Genomic DNA, 20,040 nt, shown 5'->3' on the forward strand with positions numbered 1-20,040 from the left:
CCCCCCCCCCCCCCCCCCCCCCCCCCCCCCCCCCCCCCCCCCCGCCCCCCCCCCCCCCCCCCCCCCCCCCCCCCCCCCCCCCCCCCCCCCGGGGGGGCCCAGCCCCGGCGATCAGCTCAGTTCGCGGAGCCGCGGCGGCGGAGGTAGCGCTCGAACTCGCGGGCGATCGAGTCGCCGCTGGCCCGGGACAGGTCGTCCTCGGTGGCCCGCTCCTCCAGGGAGCGGACGTACTCGACGACCTCGGCGTCCTCCTGGGCCATCTCGTCGACGGTGCGCACCCAGTCCTCCGCCTGCTGGGGGAGCACGCCCATGGGCACGGTGAGCTCGAGGACCTCCTCGACCCGCTGCAGCAGCGCCACGGTGGCCCGCGGCGACGGCGGCTGCGAGACGTAGTGGGGGACGGCGGCCCAGAAGCTGATCGCCGGCAGGCCGGCCTGCACGCAGGCGTCCTGGAAGACGCCGAGGATGCCGGTGGGCCCCTCGTAGCGCGAGGTCTCCAGGCCCCAGCGCTGCGCCGCCTCGGCGTCGTAGGCAGAGCCGGTGACCGGCGTCGGGCGGGTGTGCGGCGTGTCGGCGAGCAGCGCCCCCAGGCCGACGACGGTGTGGACGTCGAGCTCGCGGCAGATCTCGATGAGCTCCTCGCAGAAGCCCCGCCAGCGCATGTTCGGCTCGATGCCGCGGATCAGCACGATGTCGCGCTGGCTGCCCTCGGGGCGGGCGACGGAGATGCGGGTCGTCGGCCACTCGATGCGGCGCGAGACGCCGCCGACCAGCGACACCGTCGGCCGGTTGACCTGGAAGTCGTAGTAGTCCTCGGGGTCGAGCGCGGCGAGGGGCGTGGCGTCCCAGATCAGCTCGAGGTGCTCGACGGCTCCGGTGGCGGCGTCACCCGCGTCGTTCCAGCCCTCGAACGCGACCACCGCCACCGCGTCGGTCAGCCGGGGGAGGTCCTCAGGGGTGGACTTGGGGTCGATCACCTCTCCGAGCCTACGTCGGCCGGACCCGCCCCACCGGGTCCCGTGCGGTGCGTGGGGCAGATGCCCGGGAAGGTTCGCCCGACAGGTGGACGGGAAGTGCGATCATGGGTGCGTTGTTCGGGGACGACGAGGCGCCGACCGCCCGTCGAAGTGCCGGAGCCCTGGCGCCCGATGCCGCAGTGGACGCTGCCCGCACGACGACCGAGGACCACGATGCCCCCCTCCCCAGCCCTCCGACCGGATGCCACGGCGGAGCTGACCGCCCTGCTCCAGCGGCGGATCCTCGTGCTGGACGGCGCGATGGGCACGGCGATCCAGGCCGAGCGCCCCGACGAGGCCACCTACCGCGGGGAGCGGTTCGCCGACTGGCCCACCCCGCTGGCCGGCAACAACGACCTGCTCAGCCTGACCGCGCCGCAGCTGGTGGCCGGCATCCACCGGCAGTACCTCGAGGCCGGCGCCGACGTGGTCGAGACCAACACCTTCAACGCCAACCGCATCTCGCTGGCCGACTACGGCATGTCCGACCTCGCCGCCGAGCTGAACCTGGCCGCGGCCCGGCTGGCCCGCGCCGAGGCCGACGCGATGACCGCCCGCACCCCGGACCGGCCGCGCTACGTCGCCGGCGCCCTCGGCCCGACCAACCGGACGGCGTCCATCTCGCCCGACGTCAACGACCCGGGCGCCCGCAACGTCACCTACGACGAGCTCGTCGAGACCTACCTGGAGCAGGCGAACGCCCTGGTCGACGGCGGCGCCGACCTGCTGCTGGTCGAGACGGTCTTCGACACCCTCAACGCCAAGGCGGCGGTCTTCGCCCTGGAGACGCTGTTCGAGGAGCGCGGCCGCCGCTGGCCGGTCGTCGTCTCCGGCACGATCACCGACGCGTCCGGGCGCACCCTGTCCGGGCAGGTCACCGAGGCGTTCTGGCACTCGGTGCGGCACGCGCGGCCGCTGCTCGTGGGCCTCAACTGCGCGCTGGGCGCCGCGGAGATGCGGCCCTACCTCGCCGAGCTGTCCCGGGTCGCCGACACCTTCGTCTCCTGCTACCCGAACGCCGGGCTGCCCAACGCCTTCGGCGAGTACGACGAGACGCCCGAGCAGACCGCCGCCGTCGTGGGCGAGTTCGTCGAGAGCGGCTTCGTCAACCTCGTCGGCGGCTGCTGCGGCACCACGCCGGCGCACGTCGCCGCGCTCGCCGCCGCGGTGGCCGGCAAGGCGCCGCGCACCCCGGCCGAGGCGCGGCCCGCGCTGCGGCTGTCGGGCCTGGAGCCGCTGTCGATCACCGAGGAGAGCCTGTTCGTCAACGTCGGCGAGCGGACCAACATCACCGGCTCGGCCCGCTTCCGGAACCTGATCAAGGCCGGCGACTACGCCACCGCGCTCACCGTCGCCCGGCAGCAGGTGGAGGCCGGCGCCCAGGTCATCGACGTCAACATGGACGAGGGGATGATCGACGGCGTCGCGGCCATGGACCGCTTCACCAGGCTCGTCGCCACCGAGCCCGACATCTGCCGGGTGCCGCTGATGGTCGACTCCTCGAAGTGGGAGGTCATCGAGGCCGGGCTCAAGACGACCCAGGGCAAGCCGATCGTCAACTCGATCTCCCTCAAGGAGGGCGAGGAGAAGTTCGTCCGCGAGGCCCGGCTGTGCCGCAAGTACGGGGCGGCGGTCGTCGTCATGGCCTTCGACGAGGACGGCCAGGCCGACAACCTCGAGCGCCGCACCCGGATCTGCCGACGGGCCTACGACATCCTCACCCGGCAGGTCGGCTTCCCGGCCGAGGACATCATCTTCGACCCGAACGTCTTCGCCGTCGCCACGGGCATCGAGGAGCACGCCCGCTACGGCCTGGACTTCATCGAGGCCACCCGCTGGATCAAGGAGAACCTGCCCGGCGCGCTGGTCTCCGGCGGCATCTCCAACGTCTCGTTCTCGTTCCGCGGCAACAACCCAGTCCGCGAGGCGATCCACGCCGTCTTCCTGTACCACGCGATCGCGGCCGGCCTGGACATGGGCATCGTCAACGCCGGGGCGCTGGAGGTCTACGACGAGGTCCACCCCGAGCTGCGGGAGCGGATCGAGGACGTCGTGCTGGCCCGCCGGCCGGACGCGACCGAGCGGCTGCTGGAGATCGCCGGCGACTTCGCCGGGAACGGCGAGGTCAAGGAGGCCGCCGCCGAGGAGTGGCGGTCGCTGCCGGTGGCCGAGCGGATCACCCACGCCCTGGTCAAGGGCATCGACGAGTTCGTCGAGGCCGACACCGAGGAGCTGCGCGCCGAGATCAGCGCCCGCGGCGGCCGGCCGATCGAGGTGATCGAGGGGCCGCTCATGGCCGGCATGAACGTCGTCGGCGACCTGTTCGGCGCCGGCAAGATGTTCCTGCCGCAGGTGGTGAAGTCGGCGCGGGTCATGAAGAAGGCGGTCGCCTACCTCATCCCGTTCATCGAGGCGGAGAAGCAGCCGGGCGACGTCGAGCGCAGCAACGGCAAGGTCGTCATGGCCACCGTCAAGGGCGACGTCCACGACATCGGCAAGAACATCGTCGGCGTCGTCCTGCAGTGCAACAACTACGACGTCGTCGACCTCGGCGTCATGGTGCCGGCGCAGAAGATCCTCGACACGGCCAAGGAGGAGGGCGCCGACATCGTCGGGCTGTCGGGGCTGATCACCCCGTCGCTGGACGAGATGGTCAACCTGGCCACCGAGATGGAGCGGCAGGGCTTCGACATCCCGCTGCTGGTCGGCGGGGCGACGACGTCGCGCGCGCACACCGCGGTCAAGGTCGCCCCGCGCTACCACGGCCCGGTGATCTGGGTGAAGGACGCCTCCCGCTCGGTGCCGGTGGTCGCCTCGCTGCTCTCCGACGAGCAGCGGCCGTCGCTGCTGGCGCAGGTGGAGGCCGACTACGAGGCGCTGCGCGAGCGGCACGCCGCGCGGGAGGACACCCGGGCGCTGCTGCCGATCGCCGCCGCCCGCGCGGCCGCCCCGCCGATCGACTGGAGCGGCTACACACCGCCGCGGCCGCGCATGCTGCTGCAGCAGACCAGGGACGTCTGCTCGGGCCCCGGCTGCGACCACCGGCACGGCGACGCCGCGACCCAGCACGTGCGGGTCTTCCGCGACTACCCGCTGGAGGAGCTGCGCGCCTACATCGACTGGCAGCCGTTCTTCCACGCGTGGGAGCTGCGCGGCCGGTTCCCCGACATCCTGCACAACCCGGCCAGCGGCGAGGCGGCGCGGCGGCTCTACGACGACGCGCAGGCGATGCTCGACCGGATCGTCGCCGAGAAGTGGCTGACGGCCAACGGCGTCGTCGGCCTGTTCCCGGCCAACGCCGTGGACGGCGACGACATCGAGGTCTACACCGACGAGTCGCGCACCGCCGTCCGGGCGACGCTGCACCAGCTGCGGCAGCAGACCGAGGGCCGCGACGGGTCGCCGCGCAAGTCGCTGGCCGACTTCGTCGCGCCGAAGGAGACGGGCCTGCGCGACCACGTCGGGGCGTTCGCGGTCACCGCCGGGCTCGGCTCGGCCGAGCGGGTCGCCGAGTTCAAGAAGGCCAACGACGACTACAGCGCGATCCTGCTCGAGGCGCTGGCCGACCGGCTGGCCGAGGCGTTCGCCGAGCGGCTGCACGAGCGGGTGCGCCGCGAGTTCTGGGGCTACGCCGCCGACGAGCACCTGGTCAACGACGAGCTGATCGCCGAGAAGTACACCGGCATCCGCCCGGCGCCCGGCTACCCGGCCTGCCCGGAGCACACCGAGAAGCAGACCATCTGGGAGCTGCTCGACGTCGAGGCGAACACCGGCATCGAGCTCACCGAGAGCATGGCCATGTGGCCCGGCGCGGCGGTGAGCGGCCTGTACTTCTCCCACCCCGACTCGCGCTACTTCGTGCTGGGCCGCGTGGGCCGCGACCAGGTGGAGGACTACGCCCGCCGCAAGGGCTGGACGGTGGCCGAGGCGGAGAAGTGGCTCTCGCCCAACCTGGGCTACCGCACCGAGGACGAGTGACCCGGCGGGCCGCCCGCCGGTGAGACGGCGACCCGCGCGGTGCGGCCGCCACCCACGCCGCGCGCCGCGAGGCTCGCGACACCGCGCAGGTCGCGAGGCACGGCGCCGTCCCGTCGGCGGGCTCGGGCCCGGCCGGCGCTTTCGTACCCTGGACGCCGATGAGCACCGCGCAGCCGCTCCGGGCGGTCCTGTTCGACATGGACGGCACGCTGGTCGAGAGCGAGGAGCTCTGGGGCGACGCGCTGGCCGCGCTGGCCCGCCGGCACGGGGGAGAGGTCTCGGCGCCGGCCCGGGCGCGCACCGTGGGCACGAGCATGCCGGTCGCCCTCGGCATCCTCTACGACGACCTGGGCCTGGCGGCCGACGAGGAGCAGCTGCTCGCCGACACCGTGTGGGTGGAGGACCTCATGGTCGAGCTGCTCGACCGCGACCTGCGCTGGCAGCCCGGCGCCCGCGAGCTGCTCACCGAGGTCCGCGCGGCCGGCGTCCCCACCGCCCTGGTGACGACGACGCCGCGCCGGCTGGCCACCGCCGTGCTCGGCCGCATGTCCGACGACCTCGGCACCGACTTCGCCGTCACCGTCTGCGGGGACGAGGTGCCGGCCACCAAGCCCGATCCCGCGCCGTACCGCCAGGCGATGGCCGCGCTCGCCGTCGCGCCGGAGGGCTGCGTGGTGGTCGAGGACTCGCACGCCGGGGCGAGCGCGGGCCTCGCGGCCGGCGCCGCGGTGCTCGGGGTGCCGTCGCTGCAGCCGCTGCGCCCGGCGCCCGGGCTGGTCCTGCGCCCCTCGCTGGTCGGCGTCGGCCTCGCCGAGCTGGCCGACGTCCTCGCCGCGCGCGAGCTGGCCGCCTGATGCCCGCCGCCCGGCCGCGCCTGCACTTCACCGCCGCCTCGGGGTGGATCAACGACCCGCTCGGCCTGACCCACCGGGACGGCACCTACCACCTGTGGTTCCAGCACGTGCCCGGCTCGGCGGAGTGGGGCCCGGCCTGCTCCTGGGGGTACGCCACCAGCCCCGACCTGCTCACCTGGTCGGAGGGCGCGATCGCGCTGGCGCCGGGGGAGGGGGACGGCGGCTGCTGGTCGGGCAGCGTGGTGACCGGCGCCGACGGCGGGCTCCGCCTCTTCTACACGTCGGTCGCCGAACCCGACCTCGGCGTCGGCCGGGTGCGCACCGCCCGGCCGGCCGACGCCGCGCTCACCGCCTGGCGCAAGGACCCCGGCACCGCGGTGGAGCTGCCGCCGGGCGTGCGGGCCCGCCAGTTCCGCGACCCGTCCGTGTTCGCCGAGGACGGGCGCTGGTGGATGCTCGTCGGGGCCGGGCTGGACGACGGCACCGCGACCGCGCTGACCTACGCCTCCGACGACCTGGTGTCCTGGCGGTACGTCGGCCCGCTCGCCGCCCGGCACCGGGACGAGACCGACCCGGTGTGGACCGGCGCCATGTGGGAGTGCCCGCAGCTGCTGCGCGTCGGCGACCGCCACCTGCTGGTCGTCTCGGTCTGGGACGACGGCGAGCTGCACTCGGTGGCCTGCGCCGTGGGCCGCTTCGCCGAGGGCCGGTTCACCGCCGCCTCCTGGCACCGGATCGGCTGGGGGAGCGCCCACTACGCGGCCTCGGCGTTCCGCGACCGCGACGGCCGCCCCGGGCTGGTGTTCTGGCTGCGCGGCATCGCCGACCCGGCCGGCGGCTGGACCGGCGCGACCAGCCTGCCCTACCTGCTCGGCCTCGACGGCGACCGGCCGGTGCTCACCCCGCACGACGCGGTGGCCGCGCGCCGGACGGCACCGCAGCCCGCGGCCGCCCTCGAGGCGGTCTGGCGCCCCGGGGCCGGCGGGGAGGAGCTGCACCTCGCCGACGCCGACGGCGGTCCACCGCTCGCCCGGCTGCGGTGGGACGGCGACCGGGTGGTGGTGGCCGGCGCCGCGCTGCCCCACGCCGGCGGCGAGCTGCGGCTGGTGCTCGACGGTCCGGTGCTGGAGGTCTGCGGACCGGCCGGCGTGCTGGCCGTGCCGGTGGCCGGCGGCTCCGGCGCCGCGCGGCCGGTGGGCGCCGGGGACCTCACCTGGTGGACCCTGCGGTAGCTCAGTCGCGCTCGACGATCGGCAGGGTGGCCCAGCCGGCCCGCGCGGCGGCGTCGGCCGGGAACGGCGGGGGCGTGCCCCCGAACGACGGGCACAGCGCCTGGTGGTCGCACCAGCCGCACAGCCGGCTCGGGCTCGGGCGGAAGTCACCGGTGGCGACCGCGCGCTCGATCGCCGTCCAGATCGCCTGCAGGGTGCGCTCGAAGCGGACCAGCTCGCCCTCGTCGGGGGAGTAGGTCAGCGCGTCGCCGTCGCCGAGGTAGATCAGCTTGAGCTGGCTGGCGACGACGCCGCGGACCCGCCAGAGCACCAGCGCGTAGAACTTCATCTGGAACAGCGCCTTGGCCTCGAAGGCCTCGCGGGGCATCGCGCCGGTCTTGTAGTCGACCACCCGCAGCGCGCCGTTGGGCGCGACGTCGAGCCGGTCGACGTAGCCGCGCAGCAGCAGCCCGTCGGGCAGCGTCACCTCGACCAGCTGCTCGCGGCCGTCGGGCTGGATGCGGGTCGGGTCCTCCAGCCGGAAGTAGGTCTCGACCAGCCGGCCGGCCGAGGCCAGCCACGCCTCGAGCGGCTCGGCCGGCGCGTCGTCGTCGCCGGCCTCGGTGAAGAGGTCGGCGATCTCGGGATCGGCGCGCAGCTCCTCCCACGCGGGCGCGATCAGCTCCTGGGCAGCGGCGGGCGTGCGCTGCGCCGCGGGCAGGTCGTAGAGCTTCTCGAGCACCGCGTGCACCAGCGTGCCGCGGACCGCCGCCCGGCTCTTGCGCTCGGGCAGCCGGTCGATCGTGCGGAAGCGGTAGAGGAGGGGACAGGTCTTGAAGTCGGCCGCCCGGCTCGGGGAGAGGGAGGGCCGGCGCGGGGTCGCCGTCGTGTCGACTGTCGGGTCGACGGGCGCGTCCGGGGAAGAGGCAGCGCCGTTCTCGGGCTGCCCGGTCTGCACCATCGCCGTCATGCCTCCGAGGCTAGGTCGCGGCGCCGACAGTTCCGAGCCCCCGGGCCGCAGCAGGGGACAGGGGTCACACCCGCCCCCGCCGTACGCTGGCCTCCCGTGACCACGGAGCAGGAGACCGTCCCCGGCGCGTTCGCCGCCGGCGACCGGGTGCAGCTGACCGACCCGAAGGGACGGCTGCACACCGTCGTCCTGCAGCCGGGCAAGCAGTTCCACACCCACCGCGGGGCGATCGAGCACGACGACCTCATCGGCGCCCCGGAGGGCTCGGTCGTCTTCTCGACGGCGAACACCGGCTACCTGGCGTTCCGGCCGCTGCTGGCCGACTTCGTGCTCTCCATGCCGCGCGGCGCCCAGGTGATCTACCCCAAGGACGCCGCCCAGATCGTCGGCTTCGGCGACATCGGCCCCGGCATGCGGGTGCTCGAGGCCGGCGCCGGCTCCGGCGCGCTCACCTGCTCGCTGCTGCGCGCGGTGGGGGAGCGGGGGTCGGTCACCAGCTACGAGCGGCGCGAGGACTTCGCCGACGTCGCCCGTGCCAACGTCGGCGCCTTCTTCGGCGAGGTGCCCGGCAACTGGTCGCTGCGCCTGGGCGACCTGGTCGAGCACCCGGCCGAGGAGGTCGTCGACCGCGTCGTGCTCGACATGCTCGAGCCCTGGGCGGTGCTGCCCACGGTCGCCGCGGCGCTGCGGCCCGGCGGCGTCCTGATCGGCTACGTGGCGACGACGACCCAGCTGTCCACCTACGTCGAGGCGCTGCGCGAGCAGGGCGTGTGGACCGAGCCGCACGCCTGGGAGAGCCTGCTGCGGCCGTGGCACGCCGTCGGGCTCGCCGTCCGCCCCGAGCACCGGATGGTGGCGCACACCGCGTTCCTGGTGACCGCGCGGCGGCTGGCCGAGGGCACCGTGGCTCCACTGCGGCAGCGCCGCCCTCAGAGGAACTGAACGGTCCGCGGAACGCGGCGTAACGGTTCGGCGCAGGCGTCCCAACCCTGCGCGAGCCCCGGGCACGCTGTCGGTCGGCGTGTATAGATTTGCCTCCTGGCTCCCCCGAATGTGTGCGGAGGTGCGCGATGGGCCTGGGTCCCGAGGAACCGCGGGCGCGGCGTGAGCGTGACGTCGCCAGCCTGCTGAGTCAGATCTCCTACCTGGAGGAGGAGATCGCCCTCCTGCGCCGCAAGGTCGCCGACAGCCCCCGTCAGGTCCGCGCGCTCGAGGAGCGGGTCGCCGAGGCCGAGGGACGGGCGGCGTTCCTGTCCGAGCGCAACGACAAGCTCGCCGGCACGCTCCGCGACGCCCGCGAGCAGCTGGTGACGCTCAAGGAGGAGGTCGACCGGCTCGGCCAGCCGCCGTCGGGCTACGGCGTCTTCCTGGGGCGCTTCGAGGACGGCACCGTCGACGTCTTCACCGGCGGCCGCAAGCTGCGCGTCTCGGTCTCGCCGAACGTCGAGCTCGACACCCTGCGCCCCGGCCAGGAGGTCATGCTCAACGAGGCCATGAACGTCGTCGAGGCGCTCGGCTTCGAGAAGGCCGGCGACGTCGTCATGCTCAAGGAGCTGCTCGAGCCGGTCGACGGGGTCACCCCGCGGGCGCTGGTGATCGGGCACACCGACGAGGAGCGGGTCGTCTACCTGGCCGACTCGCTCACCGACCAGCCGCTGCGGGTCGGCGACTCCCTGCTGCTGGAGTCGCGCTCGGGCTACGCCTACGAGCGGATCCCCAAGAGCGAGGTCGAGGAGCTCGTCCTCGAGGAGGTCCCCGACATCGACTACGGCGACATCGGCGGGCTGTCCCGGCAGATCGAGCAGATCCGCGACGCCGTCGAGCTGCCGTTCCTGCACGCCGACCTGTTCCGCGAGTACCAGCTGCGCCCGCCGAAGGGCATCCTGCTCTACGGCCCGCCCGGCTGCGGCAAGACGCTGATCGCCAAGGCGGTCGCCAACTCGCTGGCCAAGAAGGTCGCCGCCGTCCGCGGGGAGGAGAGCCCCAACTCCGGTCGCTCCTACTTCCTGAACATCAAGGGCCCGGAGCTGCTCAACAAGTACGTCGGCGAGACCGAGCGGCACATCCGGCTGGTGTTCCAGCGGGCGCGGGAGAAGGCCAGCGAGGGCACGCCGGTCATCGTGTTCTTCGACGAGATGGACTCGATCTTCCGCACCCGCGGGTCGGGCGTCTCCTCCGACGTCGAGTCGACGATCGTGCCGCAGCTGCTCAGCGAGATCGACGGCGTCGAGGGCCTCGAGAACGTCATCGTCATCGGCGCCTCCAACCGCGAGGACATGATCGACCCGGCGATCCTGCGGCCGGGCCGGCTGGACGTGAAGATCAAGATCGAGCGCCCCGACGCCGAGGCCGCCCGCGACATCTTCAGCAAGTACCTCAAGGCCGACCTGCCGCTGCACCCCGACGACCTGGCCGAGCACGGCGGCAACCGCGACTCCACGATCACGGAGATGATCCAGCGCACCGTCGAGCGCATGTACACCGAGAGCGAGGAGAACCGCTTCCTCGAGGTGACCTACGCCAACGGTGACAAGGAGGTCCTGTACTTCAAGGACTTCAACTCCGGGGCGATGCTGCAGAACATCGTCGACCGCGCCAAGAAGATGGCCATCAAGGAGCACCTGGAGACCGCCACGGCGGGGCTGCGGGTCGGCCACCTCATGCAGGCCTGCGTCGACGAGTTCAAGGAGAACGAGGACCTGCCCAACACCACCAACCCCGACGACTGGGCGCGGATCTCGGGCAAGAAGGGCGAGCGGATCGTCTACATCCGCACGCTCATCAGCGGCAAGGGCACCGAGTCCGGTCGCGCGATCGACACCGCCACCAACACCGGTCAGTACCTCTAGAAGGACCCTGCTGCCCCCCACGCCTCGCACGCTCGGCGCGGGACCCTGCAGCAGGGCCGCTCCGGACCCCGCCGGCGGCCCGGCCCCCTCGCGGGGGTACCGGGCCGCCGGCGTCGCGAGCCGGTCACGTCGTGCGTGGCCGCATTGCGCACCGACGCCGTCCGTGGTTGCTTGCCGGACGACGGGACGGCGACTCGGGGGACGGCATGAGGCGGTCGGGCTGGACGCTGGCGGCGGCGGCCGTGCTGCTGCTGGGCGGCTGCACGAGCACCGTCACCGGGCAGGCCGCCTTCGGCGGGCAGGACCCCGCCAAGCCCGAGGTGCCGCCCGCCGGGCTCGGCGGCCCCGACCCCGGCGCCGACCCGGTGGTCGGCACCTGCCACACGATCGCGCCCGGCCAGCAGGACGACCCGCTCGACCCGCCGCCCCCGGTGGAGTGCGCGGGGGAGCACAACGCCGAGACGGCGGCGGTCGACGACGGCCCGTTCCAGGAGGGGGACCCCTACCCCTCCGCGGCCGAGGTCGAGGACCCCGACGGCGCGATCGCCACGGCGCTGGAGGACGTCTGCACCTTCGACGTCCTCACCGAGTACCTCGGCGGCGACGACCTCGACGACCCGTACGCCTTCTTCGCCCCCTACCTGCCCAACCAGGAGCAGTGGGACGCCGGCGCCCGCTGGGTGCGCTGCGACGTCTTCTACGGCTACACCGAGCCCGAGCCGGCGCCCGGCGTCATCGCCGGGGCGCTGGAGGGCGACGACGCGGCCGCCTACCGGGCCTGCTTCGTCGGCACACCGGAGACGTGGGACGTCGTCCCGTGCTCGCAGCCGCACGACGCCGAGCCGATCGGGGCCTACGCCGACGTCGACGACGACGCGCCCTACCCGGCCGACGTCACCGCCCGGCAGGCGCTGGCCCAGCAGTGCACCGCCGACGCGCAGGCCTACATCGGCGGGACGATGCCGATCGGCTACGCCGTCGACGTCTACGTGGGCAGCCAGGCGGACTGGCAGGAGAGCGGCCCGCTGGCGCAGTGCGTGCTGGTGCCGGCGGGCGGCGGGCGGACCTCGACCAGCGTCCGGGGCTGAGGAGGAGCCCGGGCGGTGCGGCGGCCTAGGGTTGGGGCATGAGCGTGCGGCGGGTCATGGGCACCGAGGTGGAGTACGGCATCTCGGTGCCCGGTCAGCCGACCGCGAACCCGACGACGCTGTCCAGCCAGGTCGTGAACGCGTGGGCGGTCGCCGAGGCGCCGACGCCGCGCCGCCCGCGCTGGGACTTCGAGGAGGAGTCGCCGCTGCGCGACGCCCGCGGGTTCGACCTCTCCCCGGCGCAGGCGCTCGACCACACCGACCTCGACGAGGACTCGGGGATGGCCAACGTCATCCTCACCAACGGCGCCCGGCTCTACGTCGACCACGCCCACCCGGAGTACTCGACCCCCGAGGTGACCAACCCGCGCGACGTCGTCCTCTGGGACAAGGCGGGGGAGCAGGTGATGGCCGAGGCGGCCCGCCGGGCCGCGCGCGTGCCCGGCACCCAGCCGATCCAGCTGTACAAGAACAACACCGACGGCAAGGGCGCCTCCTACGGCGCCCACGAGAACTACCTGATGGACCGGCGGACGCCGTTCATCGACATCATCCGCGGGCTGGTGCCCTTCTTCGTGACCCGGCAGGTGTTCGCCGGCGCCGGGCGGGTGGGGATCGGCACCGAGAGCCGCACGCAGGGCTTCCAGATCTCGCAGCGGGCCGACTTCTTCGAGGTCGAGGTGGGCCTGGAGACGACGCTCAAGCGGCCGATCATCAACACCCGCGACGAGCCGCACGCCGACGCCGACAAGTACCGCCGCCTGCACGTGATCATCGGCGACGCCAACCTGTCGGAGCTGTCGACGTACCTCAAGGTCGGGACGACGTCGCTGGTGCTGGCGATGATCGAGGCGCGGGCGCTGACCGAGACGCTGGCGCTCGAGGAGCCGGTGGCCGAGCTGCAGGCGATCAGCCACGACCCGTCGCTGACCCACCGGGTGCGGCTGCGCGACGGCCGGCGGATGACCGGCCTGGAGCTGCAGTGGCTCTACCTGGAGCAGGCGCAGAAGTTCGTCGAGGAGCGCGGCGACGCCGACGAGCAGACCGGGGACGTGCTGCGCCGCTGGGCCGAGGTGCTCGACGACCTCGGCGCCGACCCGCTGCGCTGCGCCGACCGGCTGGACTGGCCGGCCAAGCTGCGGCTGCTGGAGGGCTTCCGCAGCCGCGACGGGCTGGCGTGGGGTGACGCGCGGCTGCAGGCGGTCGACCTGCAGTACTCCGACGTCCGGCCGGAGAAGGGGCTGTACCACCGGCTGGTGGCCCGGGGGTCGATGCAGCGGCTGCTGTCCGACGACGAGGTCGCCCGGGCGATGACGGCGCCGCCGACCGACACCCGCGCCTTCTTCCGGGGTGAGTGCCTGCGGCGGTACCCGGCCCAGGTGGCCGCCGCCTCCTGGGACTCGGTGGTGTTCGACCTCGGCCGGGAGAACCTGGTGCGGATCCCGACGATGGAGCCGCTGCGGGGCACCCGGGAGCACGTCGGCGCGCTGTTCGAGGCGACGTCGTCGGCCCAGGAGCTGGTCGACACCATCACCGGCGGCTGACGCCGGCCCGCTCCACCACCACGTCGGGGTGACCATGGATGTCACCTCGGGCGGGTACGTTGCTGCTCTAGCACCAGCCACGAGCTACGGAGGCACCGATGGCCACCAGGGACACCGGCGGGCAGCAGCGGGCGACCAAGACTCGCGAGGAGACCGAGGAAGTCGAGGCCTCGGTCGACACGGAGGTCGCCGAGCGGCACAAGGAGATGACGGAAGACATCGACTCGATCCTGGACGAGATCGACGAGGTCCTCGAGGAGAACAGCGAGGAGTTTGTTCGCTCGTACGTGCAGAAGGGCGGCCAGTGATCACTCTGCGTAGCTGAGAATGACGCAGAGTAAGAAGTGTCTCGAGTGTGGCGAGACAAAGCCGACCACCGAGTTCGGGCGAAACCAATCGCTCGGTGACGGGCTCTCCTTCTACTGCCTCACCTGCAATCGCGAGCGAAGTCGCCGGCACTATCGCGATCGACGGCGCGCCCAAGGTCGCGAGGTTCGAGACCACTCCTGGATCCCGGACGGTTTCCGGTGGTGCCCCACGTGCAAGCAGGCCGTGGCGCACGAGGACTACACGCGCAACAGCCGCACCACGTCCGGCTTCGGAAGTCAGTGCAAGGCATGCCACAGGTCTGCCAGCAGTGCCGCCTACTTCTACCGAGCGCATGGATTGACACCAGGGCAGATCGCCGAGCTGAGGTTGGCGCAGCACGACCGATGCGCAATCTGTGGGGCGGCTCAGCCGGAGCATCTGGACCACGACCACTCAACGGGCCTGACGCGCCAACTGCTGTGCCAGCGATGCAACCAGGGGCTCGGGCTCCTCCGTGATGACCCCGTAACCCTGCGCGCCGCGGCCCACTACGTCGAGCGGCACCGCGACCCGGCGTCCGGGGCCGAGGAGCAGTCGGCCCGCCGTGCCCGGGTGCCGCGGCGGCGGGCCACGTGGCGGCAGTTCGGGATGTGCCGCCACGGCCTGTCGGACCTGTGGGAGTTCGAGCAGGAGGGGTGAGCGGGCCTCCACCGCGCGTTCGCCCGAGGCGGACAGCCGCGTCGTCGGGCCGCCGGTAGGGTCGCTGGCGACACCACGAGGACGCCGGCGACCAGCGGCGGGAGAGGCGGATGGGTGAGCGAGTTCGCAGGGGGAAGAGCCGGGTTCTCGTCGGTCTACCTGGACCGGGTGGGCTCGTCGTTCACCGACTTCCTCGCGGCCGCCGCGCCCGACCTGCTGCCCGGCCGCCGTCCGCTGCCCACCATGCCGGTCGGTGACCTCACCCCGCACGGCACCACGATCGTCGCGGTCACCTACGACGGCGGCGTCCTCATGGGCGGCGACCGCCGGGCCACGATGGGCAACCTGATCGCCCAGCGCGACATCGAGAAGGTCTACCCGGCCGACTCCTACAGCGTCATCGGCATCGCCGGCGCGGCCGGCATCGCCATCGAGATGGTCAAGCTCTACCAGGTCGAGCTCGAGCACTACGAGAAGATCGAGGGCCTCACGCTCAGCCTCGACGGCAAGGCCAACCGCCTGGCCCAGATGATCCGCGGCAACCTCGGCGCCGCCCTGCAGGGCCTCGCCGTCATCCCGCTGTTCGCCGGCTTCGACCTCGACGCCGCCGAGGGCACCACCCCCGGCCGGATCTTCGGCTACGACGTCACCGGCGGGAACTACGAGGAGCGCGGCTACGCCGCCGTCGGCTCCGGCTCGCTGTTCGCCAAGAACTCGCTGAAGAAGACCTGGCGGCCCACCCTCGACGGCGACGCCGCCCTGCGCGGCCTGGTCACCGCGCTCTACGACGCCGCCGACGACGACACGGCCACCGGCGGCCCCGACCCGGTCCGGCGGCTCTACCCGATCGTCTACCGGGTCGACGCCGAGGGCGCCGTCCGCTTGACCGACGCCGAGGTGGCCGCGGTCGCCGACGCGCTGGTCGCCGAGCGGACCGACAACGAGGGACGGGGCTGACGCCATGACCATGCCGTACTACGCCTCGCCCGAGCAGCTCATGCGCGACCGCTCGGAGTACGCCCGCAAGGGCATCTCCCGCGGACGCAGCGTCGCCGTCGTCACCTACGCCGACGGCGTGCTGTTCATCGCCGAGAACCCCAGCTCCACCCTCCACAAGGTGGGCGAGCTCTACGACCGCATCGGCTTCGCCGCGGTCGGCCGCTACAGCGAGTTCGAGAGCCTCCGGGTGGCCGGCGTCCGGCTGGCCGACGTCCGCGGCTACTCGTACAACCGCCGCGACGTCACCGGCCGGGTGATCGCCAACGCCTACGCGCAGACCCTCGGCGAGATCTTCACGCAGCAGACCAAGCCCTACGAGGTCGAGCTCTGCGTGGCCGAGGTCGGCGGCACCCCCGAGGACGACCAGCTGTTCCGGCTGACCTTCGACGGCTCCATCGTCGACGAGCCCGACTTCGTGGTCATGGGCGGCCAGGCCGAGGCGGTCACCGGCCACCTGCGCGAGCACTTCCTCCCCGGCATGGGCCTGGCCGACGCGCTCAAGGTCGGCGTCCGGGCGCTGTCGGCGGTCAGCCCGGTCACCGCCGGCGCCGGCAACGGCGGCCCGAGCCAGCTCTCGGCCGAGCAGCTCGAGGTGGCCGTCCTCGACCGCCGTCGTCCCAAGCGGGCCTTCCGCCGCGTCGTCGGCGCCGCGCTGCGCCGGCTCCTCGGCGAGGAGCCCGCGACGGCTCCCGAGGCGCCCGAGGGCGCCACCGCCGCCCAGCGGCCCAGCGTCCCGATGCCGGGCACCCCCGCCGGTCTCGGCGACCCCGCCGCGGCCGACACCGCCGGCGGCACGGAGGGCGGCGGCGAGGGCAGCGGCCCCCAGCAGGTCCCGGAGGACGGCGCGGGCGGCGGGACCGACGGCGGGTCGGGCGGCGCCACGGACTGAGCCGTCCTCTTCCGCGCGCTTCGTCCCGACTTCCGTCGCCGGGGGCGCCTAGTCTCGGACCGTGGACCGACGGATCTTCGGCATCGAGACCGAGTACGGCGTCACGTGCACCTTCCGCGGCCAGCGCCGGCTGTCGCCGGACGAGGTCGCCCGCTACCTGTTCCGGCGGGTGGTCTCGTGGGGCCGCAGCTCCAACGTGTTCCTCCGCAACGGCTCCCGGCTCTACCTCGACGTCGGCAGCCACCCCGAGTACGCCACCGCCGAGTGCGACGACCTCACCGAGCTCGTCGTCCACGACAAGGCGGGGGAGCGGATCCTCGAGGGGCTGCTCGTCGACGCCGAGCAGCGCCTGTCCGAGGAGGGCGTGGTCGGCGACATCTACCTGTTCAAGAACAACACCGACTCGGCCGGCAACAGCTACGGCTGCCACGAGAACTACCTGGTCGGCCGGCACGGCGAGTTCAGCCGGCTGGCCGACGTCCTCATCCCGTTCCTGGTCAGCCGGCAGATCGTCGTCGGGGCCGGCAAGGTGCTGCAGACGCCGCGCGGGGCCATCTACTGCGTCAGCCAGCGCGCCGAGCACATCTGGGAGGGCGTCTCCAGCGCCACCACCCGCAGCCGCCCGATCATCAACACCCGCGACGAGCCGCACGCCGACGCCGAGCGCTACCGGCGGCTGCACGTGATCGTCGGCGACTCGAACATGAACGAGACGACGACGCTGCTCAAGGTCACCATGACCGACCTGGTGCTGCGGATGATCGAGGCCGGCGTGCCGGTCAAGGACATGACGCTGGAGAACCCCATCCGCGCCATCCGCGAGATCAGCCACGACATGACCGGCCGGCGCAAGGTCCGCCTGGCCAACGGCCGGGAGATGTCGGCGCTGGAGATCCAGACCGAGTACCACAGCCGCGCCGTCGAGTACGCCGACCGCGAGGGCTTCGGCCCGGTGCACCGGCAGATGCTCGAGCTCTGGGGCCGGGTGCTCAAGGCCGTCGACAGCGAGGACCTCTCGCTCATCGACCGCGAGATCGACTGGGCCACCAAGTACTCGCTCATCGAGCGCTACCGGGCCAAGCGCGACCTGCCGCTGTCGCACCCGCGGATCGCGCAGATGGACCTGGCCTACCACGACATCAGCCGCACCCGCGGGCTGTACTACCTGCTCGAGCGCAACGGCCAGGTCGACCGCGTCGCCCACGAGCCGCGCATCTTCGAGGCCAAGAACGTGCCGCCGCAGACCACGCGGGCCCGGCTGCGCGGGGAGTTCATCCGCCGCGCCCAGGAGAAGCGGCGCGACTTCACCGTCGACTGGGTGCACCTCAAGCTGAACGACCAGGCCCAGCGCACCGTGCTGTGCAAGGACCCGTTCAAGGCCGTCGACGAGCGCGTGGACAAGCTGATCGCCTCGATGTAGCCGGAAGCCCGGCAGCCGGTTGAGCGTTCAACCTGCCATGAGGGACGTCGACGTCGTCGTGATCGGCGCCGGGCAGGCCGCGCTGAGCACCGCCTGGGCGCTGCAGCGGCAGGGCTTCGTCCCGCACGAGGACTACGTCGTCCTCGACGCCGGGAACCGCCCCGGCGGCGCGTGGCAGCACCGCTGGGCCGCCATGACGCTCTCCGGCACCCACCGCGTGCACGACCTGCCCGGGCTGGCGTTCGCGCCGGCCGACGACAGCACGCCCGCCCGCGACGCCGTCCCCGCCTACTTCGCCGCCTACGAGCGCCGCTTCGACCTGCCGGTGCTGCGCCCGGTCCGCGTCCAGGCGGTCCGCCGGGCGCCCGACGACCGCTTCCGGGTCGTCGCCGACGCGGGGGAGTGGCGCACCCGCGCGCTGGTCAACGCCACCGGCACGTGGACCGCGCCGTTCGTGCCCCGCTACCCGGGCCAGGAGCTCTTCGCCGGCCGCCAGCTGCACACCGTCGACTACCGCGACGCCGCCGAGTTCGCCGGCCAGCACGTGGTGGTGGTCGGCGGCGGGGCCTCGGCCGTCCAGCTGCTGGGCGAGATCTCGCAGGTCACCAGCACCACCTGGGTGACCCGGCGGCCGCCGGTCTGGCGCGAGGGACCGTTCGGCGAGGAGGACGGCCGCGCCGCGGTCGCGCTCGTCGAGGCGGCCGTGCGCGAGGGCCGGTCACCGGGCAGCGTCGTCGGCGTCACCGGCCTGGTCCTCACCCCGTGGGTCCGCGACGCGCTCGACCGCGGGGCGCTCGAGCGGCTGCCGGTGTTCGACCGGCTGACCCGCGACGGCGTCGCGTGGGACGACGGCCGGGAGATCCGGGCCGACGTCGTCCTGTGGGCCACCGGGTTCCGCGCCGCCGTCCGGCACCTGGCGCCGCTGCGGCTGCGCTCGGCCGGTGGCGGCATCCGGCTCGAGGGGACGCACGTGGCCGGCGAGCCGCGGATCCACCTGGTCGGCTACGGCCCCTCGGCCAGCACGATCGGCGCGAACCGGGCCGGGCAGGCGGCCGCCCGCGACCTGCGCCGGCTGCTTCGGCCGTCAGGTCAGGAGGGCTCCTCCTCGGGCACCGGCACGCGCAGCGCGGCATAGCGGCCGGCCGCGGCCGCGGCCAGGAAGTAGGCGCGGTCCTCCTCCAGCCCGCGGCCCATCGTCGACAGCGGGACCGGCGAGAGCTTCAGCGCGGCGTCGAGGCCGTCGGTGTCGACCCAGACGACCTCGTTGCGCTCGGGCTGGCCCGCGAGGTCCTCGCCGATCTGCCCGCCCAGCTCCGAGGACAGCCCGCGCGGCGCCACCAGGGTCACCCCGCCCAGGGCCACCCGCCCGAACGCGGTCAGCGAGTGGTGCGAGACGCCGCGGTGCCGCGGCCGCGGGTCGGCCTCGGAGATCCGCAGCGCGCCGATCGCCTCGCCGCCCAGCACGGTCACCGCGTTGCACGCCTCGCCGGCCGCGACGCCGGAGAAGCCCCACGGCGTCCCGGTGCCCAGGTTGCCCGGCCCCTGCGCGACGATCGCGACGTCGGCGCCCAGCACGTGCCGCGCGGCCAGCAGCCCGGTGTGCAGCGTGACCGCCTCCAGGTCACCGCCGAACGCCTGGCCGACGGTCACCGTGCCGACCAGCGAGGGCGCCAGGGCGTGCAGCGTGCGGGAGAAGCCGGCGACCAGCGCGCCGCCGTCGGTCATGACGTAGGCGACCTTGAGGTCGGGGTCGGTGGCCAGCACGCCGATCAGCACCGCCGGCAGCGCGGAGTGCAGGTCGGCCACGACCACCGGCATGCCGCCCAGGTCGTCGGCGTCGGCGATCGCCGTGTGGTGCTCGGTGTCCTGCTCGTCGACGCCCTGCACGGTCACCTGCAGCGGCGTGTAGCGCGCCTTGACCAGGTGCCCCGGCCCGTCGGGGTCGGGCGGCAGCCGGTCGGGGACGGCGACGACGAGCGCGTAGCCGCCGGTGCCGAGCTTCTGCGCCCAGGCGGTGGTGTTGAGCAGGACGTCGTCGCCGACCTCGGGCGTGCCCACCAGCGACGGGTAGGCCAGCGCCCTCATCTCGCCGTCGTCGGGCACCTCGACGGTGAGCTCGAGCGCGTCGCGCCAAGCCTTGCCGGTGGCCGCCACCCGGCCCCGGCGCCATCGGATCCGCGATCCCCCCGGTGTGCTCACGCAGGCAGGCTAGCC

Annotated in this window: 16 protein-coding genes; 13 read left to right on the forward strand and 3 right to left on the reverse strand. The window is 73.5% G+C overall.

Translation table 11 applies throughout. The features are described from left to right. Positions 1-116: 116 nt before the first annotated feature. The gene (locus tag ACI797_RS06840; protein WP_456542326.1) at positions 117-977 is read right to left on the reverse strand and encodes a PAC2 family protein; all 861 of its coding nucleotides are present in this window, start codon (positions 975-977) and stop codon (positions 117-119) included. A gap of 213 nt (positions 978-1,190) precedes the next feature. Here ACI797_RS06840 and metH point away from each other — a divergent pair, with 213 nt between their 5' ends. From metH to ACI797_RS06855, 3 genes are all read left to right on the forward strand, one after another. Then, a complete protein-coding gene (metH, locus tag ACI797_RS06845) occupies positions 1,191-4,994 on the forward strand; it encodes a methionine synthase (protein WP_456857848.1) in 3,804 nt (1,267 codons plus the stop codon). 158 nt (positions 4,995-5,152) lie between these two features. Beyond that, positions 5,153-5,848: an HAD family hydrolase gene (locus tag ACI797_RS06850; protein WP_456857849.1), complete on the forward strand. Its 696-nt coding sequence runs from the start codon at positions 5,153-5,155 to the stop codon at positions 5,846-5,848. After that, positions 5,848-7,080 carry a glycoside hydrolase family 32 protein gene (locus tag ACI797_RS06855; protein WP_456857850.1) on the forward strand — a complete coding sequence of 411 codons (1,233 nt, stop codon included), beginning with the start codon at positions 5,848-5,850 and terminating at the stop codon, positions 7,078-7,080. Before ACI797_RS06850 ends, ACI797_RS06855 begins: the two co-directional genes overlap by 1 nt. Before the next feature lies 1 nt (position 7,081). On the opposite strand, the gene ACI797_RS06860 is transcribed toward ACI797_RS06855, so the two are convergent. Beyond that, entirely contained in the window at positions 7,082-8,029 is a 948-nt protein-coding gene (locus tag ACI797_RS06860) for a RecB family exonuclease (RefSeq protein WP_456857851.1), read from the reverse strand. A 96-nt stretch (positions 8,030-8,125) separates the two neighbouring features. Here ACI797_RS06860 and ACI797_RS06865 point away from each other — a divergent pair, with 96 nt between their 5' ends. The 10 genes from ACI797_RS06865 (at position 8,126) to ACI797_RS06910 (ending at position 18,961) form a co-directional block, all read left to right on the forward strand. Further along, positions 8,126-8,971, forward strand: coding sequence for a tRNA (adenine-N1)-methyltransferase (locus ACI797_RS06865; protein ID WP_456857852.1), 846 nt, complete (start codon positions 8,126-8,128; stop codon positions 8,969-8,971). Positions 8,972-9,099: 128 nt separating this feature from the next. Further along, on the forward strand, positions 9,100-10,878 hold the full coding sequence (gene arc, locus ACI797_RS06870) for a proteasome ATPase (RefSeq protein ID WP_456857853.1): 1,779 nt from the start codon (positions 9,100-9,102) through the stop codon (positions 10,876-10,878). Positions 10,879-11,084: 206 nt separating this feature from the next. Then, entirely contained in the window at positions 11,085-11,966 is an 882-nt protein-coding gene (locus ACI797_RS06875) for a septum formation family protein (RefSeq protein WP_456857854.1), read from the forward strand. Between the two features lie 38 nt (positions 11,967-12,004). Further along, positions 12,005-13,510: a depupylase/deamidase Dop gene (dop, locus tag ACI797_RS06880; protein WP_456857855.1), complete on the forward strand. Its 1,506-nt coding sequence runs from the start codon at positions 12,005-12,007 to the stop codon at positions 13,508-13,510. 98 nt (positions 13,511-13,608) lie between these two features. Further along, positions 13,609-13,818 (forward strand): ubiquitin-like protein Pup, encoded by a 210-nt coding sequence (locus tag ACI797_RS06885; protein WP_456857856.1) that lies wholly within the window; start codon positions 13,609-13,611, stop codon positions 13,816-13,818. A 244-nt stretch (positions 13,819-14,062) separates the two neighbouring features. Continuing rightward, positions 14,063-14,518 (forward strand): endonuclease domain-containing protein, encoded by a 456-nt coding sequence (locus ACI797_RS06890; protein ID WP_456857857.1) that lies wholly within the window; start codon positions 14,063-14,065, stop codon positions 14,516-14,518. 114 nt (positions 14,519-14,632) lie between these two features. After that, positions 14,633-15,475 carry a proteasome subunit beta gene (gene prcB / locus ACI797_RS06895; protein WP_456857859.1) on the forward strand — a complete coding sequence of 281 codons (843 nt, stop codon included), beginning with the start codon at positions 14,633-14,635 and terminating at the stop codon, positions 15,473-15,475. Between the two features lie 4 nt (positions 15,476-15,479). Further along, positions 15,480-16,406 (forward strand): proteasome subunit alpha, encoded by a 927-nt coding sequence (prcA, locus tag ACI797_RS06900; protein WP_456857860.1) that lies wholly within the window; start codon positions 15,480-15,482, stop codon positions 16,404-16,406. A 61-nt stretch (positions 16,407-16,467) separates the two neighbouring features. Further along, the gene (gene pafA, locus ACI797_RS06905) at positions 16,468-17,826 is read left to right on the forward strand and encodes a Pup--protein ligase (RefSeq protein ID WP_456542309.1); all 1,359 of its coding nucleotides are present in this window, start codon (positions 16,468-16,470) and stop codon (positions 17,824-17,826) included. A 37-nt stretch (positions 17,827-17,863) separates the two neighbouring features. After that, the gene (locus ACI797_RS06910; protein WP_456857862.1) at positions 17,864-18,961 is read left to right on the forward strand and encodes an NAD(P)-binding domain-containing protein; all 1,098 of its coding nucleotides are present in this window, start codon (positions 17,864-17,866) and stop codon (positions 18,959-18,961) included. On the opposite strand, the gene ACI797_RS06915 is transcribed toward ACI797_RS06910, so the two are convergent. Next, a complete protein-coding gene (locus ACI797_RS06915) occupies positions 18,916-20,025 on the reverse strand; it encodes a DUF3866 family protein (protein ID WP_456857863.1) in 1,110 nt (369 codons plus the stop codon). The two genes, ACI797_RS06910 and ACI797_RS06915, sit on opposite strands and share 46 nt — an antisense overlap. Positions 20,026-20,040 lie beyond the last annotated feature (15 nt).

Source organism: Geodermatophilus sp. SYSU D00691, from assembly GCF_054050275.1.

Excerpts from the sequence above, each read along its gene's own strand:
- metH (WP_456857848.1), top strand. The coding sequence starts at position 1,191 with ATGCCCCCCTCCCCAGCCCTCCGACCGGATGCCACGGCGGAGCTGACC.
- dop (WP_456857855.1), top strand. The coding sequence starts at position 12,005 with ATGAGCGTGCGGCGGGTCATGGGCACCGAGGTGGAGTACGGCATCTCG.
- ACI797_RS06860 (WP_456857851.1), bottom strand. The coding sequence starts at position 8,029 with ATGACGGCGATGGTGCAGACCGGGCAGCCCGAGAACGGCGCTGCCTCT.
- ACI797_RS06910 (WP_456857862.1), top strand. The coding sequence starts at position 17,864 with ATGAGGGACGTCGACGTCGTCGTGATCGGCGCCGGGCAGGCCGCGCTG.
- prcA (WP_456857860.1), top strand. The coding sequence starts at position 15,480 with ATGACCATGCCGTACTACGCCTCGCCCGAGCAGCTCATGCGCGACCGC.
- ACI797_RS06875 (WP_456857854.1), top strand. The coding sequence starts at position 11,085 with ATGAGGCGGTCGGGCTGGACGCTGGCGGCGGCGGCCGTGCTGCTGCTG.
- arc (WP_456857853.1), top strand. The coding sequence starts at position 9,100 with ATGGGCCTGGGTCCCGAGGAACCGCGGGCGCGGCGTGAGCGTGACGTC.
- ACI797_RS06850 (WP_456857849.1), top strand. The coding sequence starts at position 5,153 with ATGAGCACCGCGCAGCCGCTCCGGGCGGTCCTGTTCGACATGGACGGC.
- ACI797_RS06885 (WP_456857856.1), top strand. The coding sequence starts at position 13,609 with ATGGCCACCAGGGACACCGGCGGGCAGCAGCGGGCGACCAAGACTCGC.
- ACI797_RS06855 (WP_456857850.1), top strand. The coding sequence starts at position 5,848 with ATGCCCGCCGCCCGGCCGCGCCTGCACTTCACCGCCGCCTCGGGGTGG.